22 protein-coding genes are annotated in these 16545 nt (G+C 61.3%); 9 read left to right on the forward strand and 13 right to left on the reverse strand.

The features are described 5' to 3' along the window. Positions 1-125 precede the first annotated feature (125 nt). Positions 126-608 (forward strand): glutathione peroxidase, encoded by a 483-nt coding sequence (locus AC07W7_RS16565; protein WP_495039716.1) that lies wholly within the window; start codon positions 126-128, stop codon positions 606-608. Between the two features lie 64 nt (positions 609-672). On the opposite strand, the gene AC07W7_RS16570 is transcribed toward AC07W7_RS16565, so the two are convergent. Beyond that, positions 673-906 carry a hypothetical protein gene (locus AC07W7_RS16570; protein WP_130898219.1) on the reverse strand — a complete coding sequence of 78 codons (234 nt, stop codon included), beginning with the start codon at positions 904-906 and terminating at the stop codon, positions 673-675. 289 nt (positions 907-1195) lie between these two features. On the opposite strand from AC07W7_RS16570, the gene AC07W7_RS16575 reads away from it, so the two are divergent. Next, positions 1196-2299 (forward strand): NADH:flavin oxidoreductase, encoded by a 1104-nt coding sequence (locus AC07W7_RS16575; RefSeq protein WP_495039717.1) that lies wholly within the window; start codon positions 1196-1198, stop codon positions 2297-2299. A 133-nt stretch (positions 2300-2432) separates the two neighbouring features. Here the strand turns inward: AC07W7_RS16575 and AC07W7_RS16580 are convergent, their stop codons facing one another. From AC07W7_RS16580 to cysZ, 4 genes are all read right to left on the reverse strand, one after another. Continuing rightward, a complete protein-coding gene (locus AC07W7_RS16580) occupies positions 2433-2780 on the reverse strand; it encodes a hypothetical protein (RefSeq protein WP_076962833.1) in 348 nt (115 codons plus the stop codon). Positions 2781-2885: 105 nt separating this feature from the next. After that, positions 2886-4064, reverse strand: coding sequence for a glycosyltransferase family 4 protein (locus AC07W7_RS16585; RefSeq protein WP_099167973.1), 1179 nt, complete (start codon positions 4062-4064; stop codon positions 2886-2888). Between the two features lie 79 nt (positions 4065-4143). After that, the gene (locus tag AC07W7_RS16590) at positions 4144-5136 is read right to left on the reverse strand and encodes a cytochrome-c peroxidase (RefSeq protein WP_099167974.1); all 993 of its coding nucleotides are present in this window, start codon (positions 5134-5136) and stop codon (positions 4144-4146) included. A gap of 83 nt (positions 5137-5219) precedes the next feature. Next, complete coding sequence (gene cysZ, locus AC07W7_RS16595; RefSeq protein WP_029295586.1) at positions 5220-5975, reverse strand: sulfate transporter CysZ; 756 nt, start codon at positions 5973-5975, stop codon at positions 5220-5222. Between the two features lie 293 nt (positions 5976-6268). Between cysZ and trxB the strand changes: the two genes are divergently transcribed. Then, entirely contained in the window at positions 6269-7231 is a 963-nt protein-coding gene (trxB, locus tag AC07W7_RS16600) for a thioredoxin-disulfide reductase (RefSeq protein WP_076962830.1), read from the forward strand. Positions 7232-7324: 93 nt separating this feature from the next. Here the strand turns inward: trxB and AC07W7_RS16605 are convergent, their stop codons facing one another. From AC07W7_RS16605 to AC07W7_RS16625, 5 genes are all read right to left on the reverse strand, one after another. Continuing rightward, the gene (locus AC07W7_RS16605) at positions 7325-7666 is read right to left on the reverse strand and encodes a HopJ type III effector protein (RefSeq protein WP_495039718.1); all 342 of its coding nucleotides are present in this window, start codon (positions 7664-7666) and stop codon (positions 7325-7327) included. Continuing rightward, positions 7659-7955 (reverse strand): DUF1244 domain-containing protein, encoded by a 297-nt coding sequence (locus AC07W7_RS16610; protein WP_076962828.1) that lies wholly within the window; start codon positions 7953-7955, stop codon positions 7659-7661. The genes AC07W7_RS16605 and AC07W7_RS16610 overlap by 8 nt, the downstream gene beginning before the upstream one ends. 23 nt (positions 7956-7978) lie before the next feature. Further along, the gene (gene folX / locus AC07W7_RS16615) at positions 7979-8350 is read right to left on the reverse strand and encodes a dihydroneopterin triphosphate 2'-epimerase (RefSeq protein WP_076962827.1); all 372 of its coding nucleotides are present in this window, start codon (positions 8348-8350) and stop codon (positions 7979-7981) included. A gap of 54 nt (positions 8351-8404) precedes the next feature. Further along, positions 8405-9112, reverse strand: a complete 708-nt coding sequence (gene folM / locus AC07W7_RS16620) for a dihydromonapterin reductase (protein WP_495039719.1) — start codon at positions 9110-9112, stop codon at positions 8405-8407. A gap of 61 nt (positions 9113-9173) precedes the next feature. Continuing rightward, positions 9174-9734 (reverse strand): putative antibiotic biosynthesis monooxygenase, encoded by a 561-nt coding sequence (locus AC07W7_RS16625; RefSeq protein ID WP_076962825.1) that lies wholly within the window; start codon positions 9732-9734, stop codon positions 9174-9176. A 214-nt stretch (positions 9735-9948) separates the two neighbouring features. Here AC07W7_RS16625 and AC07W7_RS16630 point away from each other — a divergent pair, with 214 nt between their 5' ends. Then, positions 9949-10908, forward strand: coding sequence for a MerR family transcriptional regulator (locus AC07W7_RS16630; protein WP_495039720.1), 960 nt, complete (start codon positions 9949-9951; stop codon positions 10906-10908). A gap of 2 nt (positions 10909-10910) precedes the next feature. Here the strand turns inward: AC07W7_RS16630 and AC07W7_RS16635 are convergent, their stop codons facing one another. Together AC07W7_RS16635 and AC07W7_RS16640 are read right to left on the reverse strand one after the other, a co-directional pair. Then, positions 10911-11516: a hypothetical protein gene (locus tag AC07W7_RS16635; RefSeq protein ID WP_076962823.1), complete on the reverse strand. Its 606-nt coding sequence runs from the start codon at positions 11514-11516 to the stop codon at positions 10911-10913. A 58-nt stretch (positions 11517-11574) separates the two neighbouring features. After that, a complete protein-coding gene (locus AC07W7_RS16640) occupies positions 11575-12042 on the reverse strand; it encodes a PAS domain-containing protein (RefSeq protein ID WP_495039721.1) in 468 nt (155 codons plus the stop codon). Between the two features lie 103 nt (positions 12043-12145). Between AC07W7_RS16640 and AC07W7_RS16645 the strand changes: the two genes are divergently transcribed. After that, positions 12146-12601: a flavodoxin gene (locus AC07W7_RS16645; RefSeq protein WP_169897839.1), complete on the forward strand. Its 456-nt coding sequence runs from the start codon at positions 12146-12148 to the stop codon at positions 12599-12601. Here AC07W7_RS16645 and AC07W7_RS16650 read toward each other — a convergent pair. Then, on the reverse strand, positions 12582-13478 hold the full coding sequence (locus tag AC07W7_RS16650) for a LysR substrate-binding domain-containing protein (protein WP_495039722.1): 897 nt from the start codon (positions 13476-13478) through the stop codon (positions 12582-12584). The genes AC07W7_RS16645 and AC07W7_RS16650 overlap by 20 nt on opposite strands. Positions 13479-13570: 92 nt before the next feature. Between AC07W7_RS16650 and AC07W7_RS16655 the strand changes: the two genes are divergently transcribed. The 4 genes from AC07W7_RS16655 (at position 13571) to AC07W7_RS16670 (ending at position 16518) form a co-directional block, all read left to right on the forward strand. After that, positions 13571-13963: a CidA/LrgA family protein gene (locus AC07W7_RS16655; RefSeq protein ID WP_076962819.1), complete on the forward strand. Its 393-nt coding sequence runs from the start codon at positions 13571-13573 to the stop codon at positions 13961-13963. Then, complete coding sequence (locus AC07W7_RS16660) at positions 13953-14639, forward strand: LrgB family protein (RefSeq protein ID WP_495039723.1); 687 nt, start codon at positions 13953-13955, stop codon at positions 14637-14639. The genes AC07W7_RS16655 and AC07W7_RS16660 overlap by 11 nt, the downstream gene beginning before the upstream one ends. Before the next feature lie 152 nt (positions 14640-14791). Continuing rightward, positions 14792-15574: a class II aldolase/adducin family protein gene (locus AC07W7_RS16665; protein ID WP_169902008.1), complete on the forward strand. Its 783-nt coding sequence runs from the start codon at positions 14792-14794 to the stop codon at positions 15572-15574. Further along, positions 15574-16518, forward strand: a complete 945-nt coding sequence (locus AC07W7_RS16670; RefSeq protein ID WP_495039724.1) for an alpha/beta fold hydrolase — start codon at positions 15574-15576, stop codon at positions 16516-16518. Before AC07W7_RS16665 ends, AC07W7_RS16670 begins: the two co-directional genes overlap by 1 nt. Positions 16519-16545: the final 27 nt, after the last annotated feature.

Consider the following 16545-nt stretch of genomic DNA (forward strand, 5'->3'; position numbering starts at 1 on the left):
CGCCCGGTCAGTTGAAAAGAAAGGCGCCTTCGGGCGCCTTTTTTGATTGGCGGCTATTCTTGCCGGCTGGGCGGCTGTAATCTCGGATGGCCGTTACACAGAATATGGGAAATCTGGAGTTTGTCATGAGTGCTTTCCACGACCTTAAACTCAAAGCCCTGGATGGTCAGGAGCTGCCTCTGGCGCCCTACAAGGGGCAAGTCGTGCTGGTGGTCAATGTCGCCTCCAAATGTGGGCTGACCCCGCAATATGCCGCGCTGGAAAACCTCTACCAGCAATACAAGGGCCAGGGCTTCACTGTGCTGGGCCTGCCATGCAATCAGTTTGCAGGCCAGGAACCGGGGACCGAAGACGAGATCCAGGCGTTCTGCAGCCTCAACTATGGCGTGAGCTTTCCCCTGGGCAGCAAGCTTTCGGTGAACGGTCCTGAGCGCCACCAGTTGTACCGCCTGTTGGCGGGGGAGGGCGCGGAGTTTCCCGGGGATATCACCTGGAATTTCGAGAAATTCCTGCTGGGCAAGGATGGGCGGGTACTGGCGCGCTTTTCCCCGCGTACCGCGCCGGATGATCCGAGTGTCATCCAGGCCATCGAAAAGGCCCTTGGCTGACATAGCGGCAAGCAGGCGTCCGATCTGACACCTGCTTGGCTGTCGGCGCTCCCCCTAACTGTTCTTAGCCGGAAGTCTCCAGGTCATCCGGCCAGTTTTGGGTGGCTGCCTGGAAGGCTTTTGCTGCCTGCTCACGATTGTTTTGATAATTGATGCTGCCAGCGTTTGCAGAGTCTGAGGCACCAAAATTTATATTGGCGGTGTCGGCCGGTTGAACTTGGGAGCCGTGAGGCTCATTTCGTTGCTGCTCGAACTGCAGGGGCACTTGGGTGCTTCCCATCCCGTTTACAGACGACATTGATTATCTCCAAGCAGTTGGATAATTAAGGTGGTACAGCGTTTACCTCGAGCACGGTATTTCTACTTCGTGCACACGGGGTGGGTGGTTAAACGTAGGATATGGTTCCGCATCCCCGAATGATTGTTGCCTGTGGTCGAACTGGAAACGATCGTCGGTGCGTACATCGTCACTGAAGATTGCCCGTCGTGCTTTTACCCCTTAATCACCGCAATCAATAGTGCTATCCCACCCTGTCCGCACTCCATATTATCCGCATCATAAAATCCCTCTCGTGCGGAGTGCTCCCATGCCTGTCCAAGCCTTGTTCAAACCGTTCCAGCTCGGTGCGCTGCAATTGCCGTCCCGTGTGGTGATGGCGCCGATGACTCGTTCGTTTTCCCCGGGTGGCGTACCCAACTCCAAAGTGATCGAGTACTACCGCCGTCGCGCGGCGGCCGGCGTCGGCCTGATCATCACGGAGGGCACGGTGGTGGGCCACCCGGCTGCCAACGGTTATCCGAACGTGCCGCACTTCTACGGTGAAGCGGCATTGGCCGGCTGGAAGAAGGTGGTTGATGCGGTGCATGCCGAAGGGGGCAAGATCGTCCCGCAGCTGTGGCATGTCGGCAGTGTACGCCGCCTTGGCACCGAGCCGGATGCCAGCGTGCCGGCCTATGGCCCAGTGGAAAAGCTCAAGGACGGCAAGGTGGTGGTCCACGGCATGACGCCCCAGGACATCCAGGACGTGATCACCGCCTTCGCCCAGGCCGCCAAGGATGCCCAGGCCATCGGCATGGACGGCGTGGAGATCCACGGTGCCCACGGTTACCTGGTCGATCAGTTCTTCTGGGACGCCAGCAACCCGCGTACGGATGCATACGGCGGCAGCCAGGCCAAGCGTTCGCGGTTCGCCATCGAGTTGATTCAAGCTGTACGTGCGGCGGTCGGCCCCCAATTCCCGATCATTTTCCGCTTCTCCCAATGGAAGCAGCAGGATTACACCGCGCGCCTGGTGCAAACCCCCGAGGCATTGGGTGAGTTCCTCAAGCCGTTGTCTGACGCGGGCGTGGATATTTTCCATTGTTCCACCCGGCGTTTCTGGGAGCCGGAGTTCGAGGGTTCCGAGCTGAACCTGGCCGGTTGGACCCGCCAGCTCACCGGCAAGCCGACCATCACCGTGGGCAGTGTCGGCCTGGATGGCGAGTTCCTGCAGTTCATGGTCAACACCGACAAAATTGCCCAGCCGGCCAGCCTGGAAAAACTGCTGGAGCGCTTGAACAACGACGAGTTCGACCTGGTAGCCGTGGGCCGTGCGCTACTGGTGGATCCGGATTGGGCGCTGAAAGTGCGTGAAGGGCGTGAGGGCGATATCTTGCCGTTCAGCCGTGAGGCGTTGATGACCCTGGTGTAACCCGGCTCACCTGAGAGGGGCGCAGAGCATGTCAACTGCGCCCGACACCAGGGTTGTCCAGATCCTGAGGCATTGAGTCAGTTGTGGCGGCGTGCTATCGAATACCTCAAGGGGGTATGGCCTGGGCTCAGCTTTAACCGCGGTAGGGGTCGCCTGTGACGGGGAAAGGTCGTTGAAAGGGAGCCCTGGAAATGTCGACAAACGGGGTTGGAGGATTTTTTGACGATACCCCTAACTGCATCCGAAGATCATTACGACCCATCTTTGCTTTCAGGGCTTCTTCGGCCGGGCTGTCTGCGTCAAGGGTGAGGCGATTGAATCGGCCACTGTTAAATATTCTCTGCTCGGCGGCGGAATAGGGCTCCATATCCCGGCCATGTTTTTGCCATAGATGTTCATACTGCCCTGGATCCCGGCGGCTTTCGGGCAGCAGGGGGCCGGATAGGTTAGGCTGGAACGCTAACTGGTCGAGGCTTACCATGGTCATGACTCCATCAAATGATTGTCTGCGCAGGCGTGAACGCACTACACACCTTGTATGGCTGTTTATGCGCAGTTGGTTCCATGTCCAAGGTAACGCTATACATCACACCAGGCGCGAGCGGTCCGTCATCCCCCGTTCCTCATCGCATACGCTGCGTAACTGGTACTCGAACTGCTCGATAATGGCTGGCCATCCCTGACGGCTGGCATGCTGCCGGGCATTGAGGCGTACCCGTCGCAAGTTTTCCTGTTCATCCAACAGCCAGTTGGCCGCGTCGCAAAACGCCGCCTCATCCCCGGGCATCGCCAGTGCGCCGCTGTAGCCGTGGCGGATATGCTGGGTGGCGGCTGCCTGATCGTAGGCCACTACGCCAAGCCCCGAGGCCATAGCCTCCAGCACCACGTTGCCAAAGGTCTCGGTCAGGCTGGGGAACAGAAACAGATCGCCCGAGGCGTAGTGCCTGGCCAGGTCCTCACCGCGCCGGCTGCCGCAGAAAATCGCCTCGGGTAGCGCTTTCTCCAGGCTCGCCCGTTGCGGGCCATCGCCGACGATGACCAGCTTCAGGGGGCGCTGTGGATAAGTGGCTTGCAGTGAGTCGAAGCAGCGTTTGAGCAGCCCCAGGTTCTTTTCCTGGGCCAAACGCCCGACGTGCAGCACGGCGATAGCGTCATTGCCCAGGCCCCAGCCTTCACGCAAGGTGTTATCGCGCCTGACCGGATGGAACAGTTGGCTGTCCACCCCACGCGCCAGCATGCCCAGGCGCTCGAAGTGGCGGCGTTCCAGTTCCAGGCGCTGGCTGACGCTGGGCACCAGGGTCAGGGTGGAACGGTTGTGGAACCAGCGCAGGTAATGGGTCAGGACACGGCTGAGCATGCCCAGGCCATATTGGTTGGAATATTGCTGGAAATTGGTATGAAAACCGCTGACCACGCTGATGCCCAGGCGCCGTGCCGCACGCAGTGCCGACAGGCCCAGCGGGCCTTCGGTGGCGATATACAGCACGTCCGGGCGCTGGCGCTTCCAGCGCCGCAACAGCTTGTGCATCGACGATTGGCCCCATTGCAGGCCCGGATAGCCCGGCAGCGGCCAGCCACGGCACAGCAGCAGGCCGTCATCGCTGGGCCGGCTTTGATCGCTGTCTTGCCTGGGGCGGATCAGCTCTACCTGATGGCCGCGTGCTCGCAGTCCTTCGCACAGGCGGCCAAGGGTGTTGGCCACGCCGTTGATTTCCGGCGGGAAGGTTTCGGTAATCAGGGTGATATTCAGGAAAGCTGTCGTCATGCAGCCAGTGTCGGCGTGGGCCGTGTCGTCATTGTGTCATCGCCATGACGGATTTATGACGACACGGCCCGGTATTGGCTCAGTTGAACGGCGTGGGGCGCGGAGTCTTGGCCGAAGACGGCGGCAGGGCCGGCAACTTGAAGTCCGGCTGGTCGCCGGTCAGGGTGTCGAGGAACGCGACAATCTGGCCGACTTCATCGGTGCTCAACTTGCGCCCCAGTTGCAGGCGGGCCATGACGTCCACGGCTTCGCTCAGGTTCCAGTAGGCACCGTCGTGGAAGTAGGGGTAGGTCAGGGCGACGTTACGCAAGGTCGGCACCTTGAACATCATCCGGTCCTGATCCTTACCGGTCAGGCCCGCCACGCCCTGGGCCGGGTTCTGGGTGGCATAGGGTTCGACCATGCCCATTTTCTGGAAGGTGCTGCCACCGACCGCCTCGCCGTTGTGGCATGCCACGCAGCCGATGCTCTTGAACAACTGGTAGCCCTGCGCTGCGGTGGCGCTGATGGCTTTTTTATCGCCCAGTAACCAGCGGTCGAACGGGGCGTTGGGGGTGACCAGGGTTTCTTCAAAGGCCGCGATGGCGTTGGTCACATCGTCGAACTTGATGCCGCCATCGCCATACACTTTTTTGAACGAGGCCTGGTATTGCGGGATCGAGCGCAGTACATCCACGGCCAGGTCGTGGGTAAAGCCCATCTCGCCGGGGTTGGCGATCGGCCCACCGGCCTGCTCCTGCAGGGTGGCCGCGCGCCCATCCCAGAACTGCGCGACGCTCATGCTCGAGTTGAGCACCGTCGGCGAGTTGATCGGCCCCTGGTGCCAGTTGTGCCCGATGGAGGTGGGCAGATTGTCGCTGCCACCCATGCTCAGGTTGTGGCACGAGTTGCAGGAAATGAAGCCGGACTTGGACAAGCGCGGGTCGAAGAACAATTGCTTGCCCAACTCGACCTTGTCGGCATCGGTGATCTTCGCCGGTTGCACTGGCAGGATGGGCTCATTGGCGGCGGCGGCCCCCCAGGCCTCGCCGCCCAACATCAATCCGAACATCAGCATCAACGGTCTGTACATGGTGTGCTCCCCACAGGCTTATAGTGTTAATAACCATGTGCTCTGTATGGGCAAATCACCATGATCCAGGTCAATCCATTGGGTCAGGGCTTTTGCGCCAGCATCGTTTCGGCGCCGCGTTCACGCACCCAGAACAACGTCGCCCCGGCCACCGCCGCCGGCATCATCAACAGGTTGACCACCGGCACCAGCAGCACCAGGTAGACGATGCCGCCGAAGCTCATGCTCTGCCAGCGCTTCTGGCGCAGCCAGGCGAGCATTTCGTTCCAGCCCAGCTTGTGGTTGTCGGCCGGGTAGTCGATGTACTGGATCGCCATCATCCACACCCCGAACAGCAGCCACAGCGGTGCGGCAATCAGGTTGACCACCGGGATGAACGACAGGATAAACAGGCCGATGGCCCGGGGCAGGAAATAGCCCAGCTTGCGCATTTCCCGGGCCAGGGTGCGCGGGACCATGGCGAACAGCTCGGCCCAGCTGAAGGCGGGGAAGTCATCGGTACCGCGCACTACCACTTCGACTTTCTCCGCAAGAAAGCCGTTAAACGGCGCGGCGATGATATTGGCGAGCATGGTGAAGCTGAAAAACACCATAAACGCCACCAGCAGCACAAACAGCGGCCACAGGATGTAGCTGAGGAAGCTCAGCCAGCTGGGCAGCGTCGGCATCAGGGTATCGACCCACAGGCTGAACTGATGGCCAGCGAAATAGATCAACCCGACGAACAGTATCAGGTTGATCGCCAGGGGTAGCAGGACGAACAGGCGCAGGCCTGGGCTCAAGACCAGTTTCAGGCCTTCACGCAGGTATTGTGGGCCTGACAGAACGGGGGCGGGCATGGAAAAACTCCGGGCAAAAGGGCGAACGCGCCGACCTTACCGGCTTTGCCGGTAGGGTGAAAGCACGCTCAGCAAGCCGACATTAACGGTAACAAACATGTTGATTAATCGGTGTCACAGAATAGAGACCACCTATGAGCTGGATTGTTAATCCGTATTTCCTTAATCTTGCCCCCCTCTATACGCTGCACCCATTATTTTCAGGGCCTGCGAGTTCAAGCCTTCCCCAAGTGCTTCGCGGTCCTTTTTTATTCCAGCCGCTCTGTAGTCCGGGCGGTCGATAGGAGTGAGTCATGTCTGATACCCGTCATTCGCGAGTGATTATTCTCGGTTCCGGCCCTGCCGGTTACAGCGCTGCGGTCTACGCGGCCCGGGCCAACCTCAAGCCGTTGCTGATCACCGGCATGCAGGCGGGGGGTCAGTTGACCACCACCACTGAAGTCGACAACTGGCCGGGCGATGTCCACGGCCTGACCGGCCCGGTGCTGATGGAACGCATGAAAGAACACGCCGAGCGTTTCGAGACCGAAATCGTCTTCGACCATATCAATGCCGTGGACTTCTCGAAAAAGCCCTACAGCCTGACCGGCGACAGCGGCGTGTACACCTGTGACGCGCTGATCATCGCCACCGGCGCCAGCGCCCGTTACCTGGGCCTGCCATCGGAAGAAGCGTTCATGGGCAAGGGCGTTTCCGCCTGCGCGACCTGCGACGGTTTCTTCTACCGCAACAAGCCGGTGGCCGTGGTCGGGGGGGGTAACACCGCTGTAGAAGAGGCACTGTACCTGGCCAACATCGCCAGCACTGTGACCCTGGTGCACCGCCGCGAAACCTTCCGCGCCGAGAAGATCCTGATCGACAAGCTGCACGCGCGGGTTGCCGAAGGCAAGATCATCCTCAAGCTCAACGCCACCCTGGATGAAGTCCTGGGCGACACCATGGGCGTGACCGGTGCGCGCCTGAAAAACAACGATGGCAGCTTTGACGAGCTGAAAGTCGACGGCGTGTTCATCGCCATTGGCCACACCCCGAACACCTCGCTGTTTGAAGGCAAGCTGACCGCCAAAGACGGTTACCTGGTGGTGCAGGGCGGCCGTGAAGGCAATGCCACCGCGACCAACCTCGAAGGCATCTTTGCCGCCGGCGACGTGGCTGACCACGTCTACCGCCAGGCCATCACCTCGGCCGGCGCCGGCTGCATGGCGGCCCTGGATGCCGAGCGTTACCTCGATGGCTTGAAAGACGTTTCCTGCTAAACTGCGGCACTCAAAAAACCGGCTGCGAGGCCGGTTTTTTTATGGGCGGGATTTGATAAGTACCGCCATTCAAATGTGGGATCGGTGTTTGGCTCAGGATTTTCGAGTCAGGGGCTGGGCGCTGAACTTCACACCTGCCAACCCATGCTCGATCAACGCGCGGATATTGCCGTGATCCGTGCCCTCAGGCGTCGCCAACACCGAACGGTAATGCTCACCGAACGCCAGCAAAGCCTGCTGGTCGCTCAAGCCTTCCAGCAGCGTCAGGCCCAGGGTCTTGCATGAGCCTTCGTTCTGCCCGGCGGCGTTTTCTACGCCGCCGTTGCTGAAGGCCTGTGGCTGGTAGTCGTAACCGGCGGCAATAAAGGCCAGGGTGTCGGCAAACGCGTGTGCGCCGCTGTCGAGGCTGGCGCGCAGGGTGTTCAGGTCAGTCATGGGGTTTTCCTTTGGCAAACGCCGCTTGTTGTTCGGCGCTGGCTTCTTGCTGGTATTGGGCTTTCCACTCGGCATACGGCATGCCGTAGACCACTTGGCGGGCGTCATCGAGGCTGACCTCGATCTGGCGTTCGTCGGCTTCGGCCTTGTACCACTTGGACAGGCAGTTGCGGCAGAAGCCGGCGAGGTTCATCAGGTCGATATTCTGCACGTCCTTGCGGCTGTCCAGGTGGGCGACCAGCCGGCGAAAGGCGGCGGCTTCAAGTTCCAGGCGTTGTTGATCGGTCATGGGATTCACACAGATTCAGGGGATTAGCGGCTGGCCGCCAGGGTAATCGACACCGACTCGGCAAAGCGCAGCGCATGGGGCTTGTCGACTTCGACCTCGGCATACAGCACCGACTCATTGCCCATCACCAGGTCCAGCAGTTCCTGGGTCAGGCGTTCGAGCAGGGCAAAGCGGTTGCCTTCGACGTGGGCGATGATGGCCTTGGTGATGGTGCGGTAGTTCAAGGCGTGGTCGATGTCATTGTCGCGCACGGCGTCTTGTGCGGCATACAGGATGGTCAGGTTGATCAACACATCCTGCTTGTTGAGGATCTCATCCTCGTTGATGCCAATGAAGGTACGCAGACACAGGTCCTTGACCCGGATGCGCGCCATACCTGGTTGAAGTTGTGGCATTGCTACTTGCTCCATCCAATCAGTTGCAGGAACCCCAGCGGCTGGTGTTCGGGTTTACTTGACATGTCGCCCGCCGTTGACGGTCAGGGTGGTGCCGGTCACATAAGGGTTGTCCAGCAGGTAACGCACACTCTGGTAAATCACCTCGGGCCCGGGTTCGATGCCCAGTGCCGACTTGGCCAGGACCTTGGCGCGATAGGTCGCGTCGTCGCCGTCGTTGAACATCACCATGGCCGGCGAGATGCCATTGACCTTGACCCGGGGCGCGTAGTGGGCGGCGAAGGACAGGGTCAGGCTGTCGAGCCCGGCCTTGCTGGCACAGTAGGCAATATGCTGGCGGCTGCCCTTGCGGGTCACGTCGTCGCTGATGTGCACAATGTCGGCCGGCATCGAGCGGTGCAACAAGTCTGCACAATGCAGGTTGATCAGGTACGGCGCAAGCATGTGCACACTGAACATATCGATAAAGGCATGGGCTTCGTCACCGGGTGTTTCGGCGGCCCAGGTCGAGGCATTGTGGATGATTGCCCGCAGGCGGTCGGTATGGGTCTTGAGTTCGCTGATGAAGGCCAGGATGCCGGCCTCGCAGGAAAAGTCGGCAAACACGCCAATTGCGCCACGCTCGCGCAGGGCCTGTACGCCGGGGCGTTCACTGCGATAGCTGAAGATCACCGGCTGGTTGTCGTCCAGCAGGCGCAGGGCGCAGTGCAGGCCGACACGTTGGCCGGCACCGGTAATCAGGATCGGGGCGGGAGAGGTCATGGGAGGCTCGGGTCGCTGGCAGGCTAAAACTATACCAGCGCCCGGCCTGTTGCGGCTCGGCTCAAACGGTGGCTTCGGCAGGTTTTACCCGCTGCGGGGCAGGATTGAGCCAGCCTGCCAGCAAATGGGTGGACAGCGGAATGAACAGATAGACCATCAACGGCGTCAGGGCCAGGGTGCTGACCAGCACACGGCTGAACAGGCCCAGCTCGGCCAACAGTGGCTCAAGGCCAAAATTGAACAGCAACGACACCGGAAAAAACGCCAGCCAGATCGCCACGGCCTGTTTCCAGCGCGGTGGGCGCTGGCCCACGGCACCAAACCAGCCTTCCATGCCGCTGACGCGATGCTCCATGGGGTCGGCAAACAATTCGCTGCCACGGCCCAGCCAGGCGCTGCGCGAGGCCGAGAACTCCCAGGCGTGCAGGGTCTGCTCGTCGGCGAAGCGGAAGATGATCTGGAATTCGCCACCGTCGGCGGGCGGTGCAAGCACGCCGGAACCCAGGTAGCCGGGGAAGTCAGTGGCCAGTTGCTCGCCTTCGCGCAGCCAGCTCATCATGTCCTGATAGCGGCCTTGGGCAGCGCGGCGCGCAACCATCAAGGTGACGGGGAGGGTAGACATTGTGTATCTCCGAATGTGTGGGCGCGCAGCACCGGGTAGGTGGCGTCCCTGGCGAAGCCGCAGGGGTAGGGCGGCGACGCAAAAAAACAGGCAAGGATTATTCCTGATTTGACGAAATACGCCAGCGACATTGGACCGCTGGCCGGGTCCCTTGAAAAAGACAGGTATAAAAGCGTTAAATGGGATCCAAGTTCGTATAAGTTTTGGTCCCGCGATGCCTGTAACCACAGCACCCTTCCAAGGTATTGAGCCAGGCGCTCTATGCGCGGCAGATGAGTTGTTCCCGATTCGCGAAGTCGCGAGATTGACAGGAATCAACCCGGTCACCCTGCGGGCCTGGGAGCGGCGTTATGGCTTGATCCAGCCGATTCGCACCGAAAGCGGGCATCGCCTGTACACGCAGAAGGACATCGAGACGGTTCATCGCATCCTGGACTGGATCGAACGCGGGGTCGCGGTGAGCAAAGTCGGCAGGATCCTCGCACGTGACGATGCGCAAGCGTCTTCCCTACGCACGTTGCAGGAAGGCGACGGTCAGCATGAGTGGGTCCAGTGGCAGCAGCAGTTGCAGCTCGCCATCGGCGCGTTTGATGACCGGCAACTGGAGCGCCTGTACGGGCAGATTTTTGCGGCGTACCCCGCCGTCGTGGTGTTCCAGGACATCCTGATGCCCCTTTGGCACCAGTTGTTGCGCCATCAGGGGCGTTTCGGCCAAGCCAGCGAATGGCTGTTTTTCGATAGTTTCCTGCGCGCGCGGATTGTCCAGCGCCTGCAGGTCGCTCGTGCTGGCCGCACGCCGCAGGTATTGCTGGCAGCCATTGCCGGCGAATGCCGAGAGCTGGAGTTGCTGGTGGCGGGGCTTATGCTCAGCGGTGATGAACTGGCGGTTCATGTGCTGAGCGTGGGCCACCCCTTGGATGAGTTGACGCTGGTCTGCGAGAAGATCCGCCCGCAGGTGCTGGTGCTGTTCTCCAACCGCTCACCGAGCCATGAGCTACCCAAGCGGTTGGAGCGGTTGGCCCTGACCCTGGAATGCCCGTTGCTGCTGGCCGGTGATGCCTCGGACATGGCCGAACAGCAACTGGCAGGGACTGCCATCGGCTGCCTGGGCAATGAAGGACGCTTGATGCCGCGGCGCTTGCAGCAGTTTCTCAGTGGGACCCTGGATACCTGAGATCAGGCATGCACTTCGGGGTGGGCCAGGCGATGCTGTTGCAGGATGAACTGGCGCAGGCGCTCGGTTTCATCCACATCCCCCTGGTTCAGGCGGTAGGCAAACAGGCCACGCGCCGTTTCGCGCTCCAGGGTGCCACGCACCGCAATCCGTTCGTAGCCGGATGGGCTGAACCACATCGAGAACGTGCGTGGTGGTTTGCTGCGACCCCGGCACTGCACCAGCAGGCCCTTGAACGAGACTTCATGCACCCACAACACACCTGGCTGGCCCTTGACGTTTTCCAGGGCCACCGGTTCTTCGAGCACCAGGCGCCAGGGCCGGATCATCGGCCCGTCCTCGAAAATGCTCGGCACCCCAAGGCGCAAGTGCAGGGCATGGAACTCGTCTTCCACCAGTTGCAGTGGAAAGGTCATTTGCTGGTTATCGAATTGCGCCTGGATCGTCACATGCTCATGGGCCGCCAGGCGCGTGAGCAGGTCGCGGATCTGCGCGCCACCGTTGACCGTCAGGCTCGACGACACATCCCGCACATTAAGCTGCGGGTTGTGGTGCATGTTCTGGATGAAGTCCAGCTCGTCCTGGGTCAGAAGCGCGTCGCGTTGCATTGATGTGGCTCAAGGAAATGCGTGATTAAACTGATTATCACCCTAAAGACTGTGTTTTCTAAAGTTTGTTAGATCCGCTCGTCGCACTGAGCGCGTCCAGCTCGGCTGTAAGCTGCGCCACCTGGGCTTCGAGCTGGGCAATACGCTGCTGGGCCTTGACCTGAACCGTTACATCTTTTTGCACGCCGACGAAGTAAGTCTGCCCATCCGCCTGGTTGTAAACCGTCGATAATGACAGTTCATTCCAGAAGTGCGTGCCGTCCTTGCGGTAGTTGCGCAGGATTTCCCGGCAGGCGCCGCCACTGTCCAGGGCTTCGCGAATAGCCATCAGGGCCGGCTGGTCGCGGTCGCCCGACTGCAGGAAGCGGCAATCCTGGTAAAGGATGTCGTCCAGGCTGTAGCCGGTCAGGCGTTCAAAGGCCGGGTTCACGTAAATCAGGGGCTTGTCCTTGCCTTCCCTTTCGGCCACGACGATCCCGTCGTTGGAGGCGTTGATGACTATCTGCATCAGCTTGGCGTTGATCATTGAGCGGTCCATAGCGTGTTTGTGGATTTCTGAGTGTAGGGCAGCCCACCCGGCCGCCAACTGTTAATATCCCAGGTTTTCACTCAACTACAGGATCAGATTGATGAAAGTCGCCATCCTTTCCGGCTCGGTCTATGGCACGGCAGAAGAAGTTGCCCGCCACGCCATGGGTATTCTCAACGCCGCCGGTTTCGAGGCCTGGCACAACTCGCGGGCGACCCTGGCCGATGTGCAGGCCTTCGCCCCGGACGCCTTGCTGGCCGTCACCTCCACCACCGGCATGGGCGAATTGCCCGATAACCTGCAGCCTTTGTATTCGGCCATTCGCGACCAACTGCCCGCCGCCTGGCGTGGTTTGCCGGGCGCGGTGATCGGCCTGGGCGACGCCAGCTACGGCGACACCTTCTGCGGCGGCGGCGAGCAGATGCGCGAGTTGTTCGCTGAGTTGGGCGTGCGCGAAGTGCTGCCGATGCTGCGCCTGGATGCCAGCGAAAGCGTCACCCCGGAAGCAGACGCCGAGCCCTGGCTGGCAGAGCTGGTCACGGCACTGCGCGGCTGATCGGGTACTCGCGCAACAGCGCGAGCCAGGCCTGGGCGGCTTTCGACAGATAGGCGCCCTTGCGCCAGATAAAGGCGATGTCCCAGCGTAGGAAATCGGGGGCCCTGAGGGTCAGGCGCACTACACCTGGGCGCTCCAGGCCGCGCGCGACCACGCTGGGCAACAGCACCACGCCCTGGCCTGCGGCCACCAAGGCGACGAGAAAATCCGCCTGACCGCTGCGCCCACTTTCCCGGGGGGTGAAGCCCAGTTGCTGGCAGGCCTGGAGCAACCGGTCGTTGAGCACAAAGCTGCGTTGGTACATCAAGAACGGCGTGTCGGCCAATTGCTCCAGGCCAATCTGCGTGTGCTGCGCCAGCGGATGGTCCAGGGGCAGCAGCGCATCCAGCGGTTCATCACAGAACGCCTGCCAGGCAAACGCCGGGTCGGTGGGCAACAGGCTGCCGCCGATGTCCAGCTCACCGGCGAGGATGGCCTGCTCGATATTACGGCTGCCGCCCTCAAGCAACTGGATGCTGACATTGGGATAGCGCCGGCGATATTCGGCAAACAGCCCGGCAAACAGGGTATCGCCCCCCAGTTGCGGCAGGCCCATGCGCAGCTCGCCACGGGTCAATTGATTCAGGTCGTCCAGCTCGCTCACCAGCTCGGTCTGCAGGCGCAACATGGCTTCGGCCCGTTGCAGCACCACCTGCCCGGCGGCGGTCAGGCGCACGTGCGGGCCGATGCGGTCGAGCAGGGGCGTGCCCAGGCTGTGTTCCAGTTGTGCCACTTGCTTGCTCACGGCGGACTGGCTGATATGCAGGGTTTTCCCGGCCTGGGTAAAACCGCCCCGGTGCACCACTTCGATAAAACTGCGCAGCTGTTTGAATTCCATTGCAATAATTCCAGTTTGGAATGGCTTGCAGTCTAACAATTCGCTTTGGGGATGCCAGGGGGCTCTTTAAAATAAGGGCCTGCGAGGAACCCATGTCTATTAAACGTTTCACCTTCAAACACCTGGGCCGGCTGCTGGTTGAGCTGCTGGTATTGCTGGCGATTTACCTGCTGGGCTGCCAAGTGGCCGTATGGCTGGCGTGGCCGATCCCCGGCGGGGTGATTGGCCTGGGCCTGCTGCTACTGGTGTTCGCCAGTGGCCTGATCAAACCGGCGGCCCTGCAATTGGGCGCTGGCCTGCTGATGGCGGAGATGTTGTTGTTCTTTATCCCGGCCTTGATGAGCCTGCTTGATTACGGCGGCCTGCTGCGCCATGACGGCTGGCGGATCATGCTGGTGATCGCCCTCAGTACCCTGATGGTGATGCTGGTCACGGCGTTTACCGTCGAACTGGTCTGCCGCTGGAAGCTGCGCCATGAAGCTTGAATGGATGCCGCTGTTCTGGCTGGCCCTGACCCTGCTGACCTATGGTTTGAGCCGCTGGCTCTACCGGCGTACCGGGCGCTACCTGCTGTCGCCGCTGATTTTGGTGCCCGCGCTGCTGCTGGTGGTAGCCGTGCCGCTGAACACCGCCTATGCCGAATACGCCACCGACACCCATTGGCTGATGCAGGTATTGGGCCCGGTCACGGTGGCATTCGCCATCCCGATCTGGCAGCAGCGCCAGTTATTGATGCGGCACTGGTCGGCGCTGTTCCTGGGGATGTTGGCCGGTAGCGCCGCGTCCATCGGCACCTCCTTCGGCCTGGCCAAGGCGCTGGCCCTGGACAGCGCGGTGACGATGTCGTTGGTGCCACGCTCGATCACCACGCCCTTCGCCATGCCCCTGGCCCACGACCTGGGTGGCGTACCAGAGCTGACGGCGGTGTTCGTGATGTTCACCGGCGTATTCGGCGCCATGCTCGGCGGGGTGCTGCTCAAGTGGTTGCCGTTGCGCAGTGCCCTGGCGCGCGGTGCATTGTTTGGGGTGGGTGCCCACGGGGCCGGTGTCAGCCGCGCCCATGAAGTGGGCGGCGAAGAAGGCTCGGTGGCCGGGCTGGTGATGGTCCTGACCGGCTTGCTCAACCTGTTTGCCGCGCCTTTATTGGCGTTGCTTCTCTGACACCACATTGTACGAATCCGAACTATCCTCACAATTGACCCGCTCGGTCATCAAGCTGGCTGCCAACGCAACTACAGCAGGCCCGAGCTCTGACTAGACTGGCCCCTCAGCCCAAAAAACAATAAGAACACCACCGCGTCGAGGTCCTTGCCGTGAGCCTAGCCCCCGTTCAATCGACACAGAGTGTAAAAGACCAGGTCAGCGCCGCCGAATGGCAGGCCCGTATCGACCTGGCCGCCTGCTATCGCCTGGTGGCCATGCATGGCTGGGATGATCTGATTTTCACCCATATCTCGGCCAAGGTGCCGGGCACCGAAGACTTCCTGATCAACCCGTTCGGGCTGATGTTCCACGAAATCACCGCCTCCAGCCTGGTCAAGGTCGATCAGGCCGGCAACAAGCTGATGGACAGCCCCTACGACATCAACCCGGCGGGCTACACCATCCACAGCGCGGTCCACGAAGTACGCCACGACGTGGCCTGCGTGCTGCACACCCATACCGCAGCCGGCGTGGCCGTATCGGCGCAGAAGCAGGGCGTGCTGCCCATCAGCCAGCAGTCGCTGTTCGTGCTCTCGAGCCTGGCCTATCACGCCTACGAAGGCGTGGCGCTGAACCACGAGGAAAAGGCCCGCTTGCAAGCCGACCTGGGGCCGAGCAATTTTTTGATGCTGCACAACCATGGCCTGCTGACCTGCGGCGCGACCATCGCCGATACCTTCCTGATGATGTTCACCTTCCAGCGCGCCTGCGATATCCAGGTGCTGGCGCAAAACGGCGGGGCCGAACTGATTGCCATCGCGCCGCAGATTCTGGCGGGGGCCAAGGCGATGATTGCCGGCGTGACCAAGAGCGCCCAAGGCATGGGCGGCGCATTGGCCTGGCCGGCGCTGCTGCGCAAGCTCGATCAACACGACCCTGGATACCGACTCTGATGCCACTGGCCGAAATCCCCCTGAGTGCCTGGCGCAAGCGTGGGCAGAGTTTTGTGTTTCGCGGGCAGACCATCCGTTACTGGGTGGCCGGGCAAGGTCAACCCTTGCTGCTGATCCACGGCTTTCCCAGCGCCAGTTGGGACTGGCATTACCTATGGCAGCCCCTGGCCCAGCGCAACCTGGTGCTTGCCTGCGACATGCTCGGCTTCGGCGACTCGGCCAAGCCCCTGGACCACACCTATTGCCTGTTGGAACAGGCCGACCTGCAAGAAGCCCTGCTGGCCCATCTGCGGATCCAGCAGCCGGTGCATGTCATGGCCCATGACTACGGTGACAGCGTGGCCCAGGAACTGCTCGCCCGGCACTACGAGGGGCGGTTCCAGCTGGCCAGTTGTGTGTTTCTCAATGGCGGGTTGTTCCCCGAGACCCATCGCGCGGCGCTGGTGCAAAAACTGTTGCTCAGCCCCTTGGGGTGGATGATCGGCCGTGCATTCGGGCGCAATGCCCTGGCCGACAGCTTCAAGCAGATCTTCGGCCCCGACACCCGCCCCAGCGAAAGCGCCCTGGATGACTTCTGGAGCCTGATCGAAAACAACGATGGCCCGCGGATCCTACATAAACTCATCGCCTACATCCCCCAGCGCCGCCGCCAACGCGAGCGCTGGGTGGCGGCCATGCAGCGCGGCGAAGTGCCGTTGCGGGTGATCGATGGCGAAGTCGACCCGATCTCCGGCGCGCACATGGTGGCGCGTTACCGCGAGTTGATAGCGGATGCCGACACGGTGTTGCTGGCCAAGATCGGCCACTACCCACAGATCGAAGCGCCGGTGCAGGTGCTCAAGCATTACCTGGCGTTTCGCGAGGGCATTGAAAGCAACCAAGATCGCCTATGGGAACTGGCTTGTGTAGGAGCTGGCTTGCCTGCGATGGGCACACCTCGGTAAATCAGTTGTACCGAGGTGATGCAATCG

This window comes from Pseudomonas sp. GW821-FHT01D09 (assembly GCF_059422465.1).